The organism is Pseudoalteromonas sp. Angola-4, assembly GCF_028599265.1.
Lineage (GTDB): Bacteria > Pseudomonadota > Gammaproteobacteria > Enterobacterales > Alteromonadaceae > Pseudoalteromonas > Pseudoalteromonas atlantica.
Genome location: NZ_JAQREK010000078.1, coordinates 1 through 471 on the forward strand (window position 1 = coordinate 1; position 471 = coordinate 471).

1 protein-coding gene is annotated in these 471 nt (G+C 43.7%); it reads left to right on the forward strand.

Annotation, left to right across the window (positions count from 1 at the left end):
- A partial coding sequence (gene hisG, locus PSH48_RS20885) for an ATP phosphoribosyltransferase (RefSeq protein WP_273612310.1) occupies nt 1–471 on the forward strand: 471 nt, incomplete at both ends.

A 471-nucleotide genomic window follows, 5' to 3' on the forward strand; every position in this document is an offset into this window, starting at 1 on the left:
GTGTATGTGACTTAGGTATTGTTGGCGAAAACGTTTTAGTTGAAGTACAAGCAGAAAGAGAGCGCCAAGGCGTTCCAAGCGAAGTAACTAAATTATCAAAATTAGATTTTGGTTACTGTCGTCTTGCACTTGCATGGCCACAAGAACTAGGTAAGCAAGACAAAAGCTGGTTTGAAGGCAAACGTATAGCAACGACCTACCCTGAAATTTTAAGCCAATATTTAAAACGCGAAGGTATCAACGCCAGCACTGTTATGCTCACAGGCTCTGTTGAAGTGGCGCCACGTGCTGGCCTTGCTGATGCCATTTGTGATTTGGTCTCAACAGGTGCAACCCTTGAAGCCAATGGCTTAATGCAGGGTGATACGATTTTAGAGTCAAACGCCTGTTTGATTCAAAACACTCAATTGCAAGATGCTGACAAACTCGCGCTTATCAATAAATTGATGCCGCGTTTGCGTGGTGTTAAGC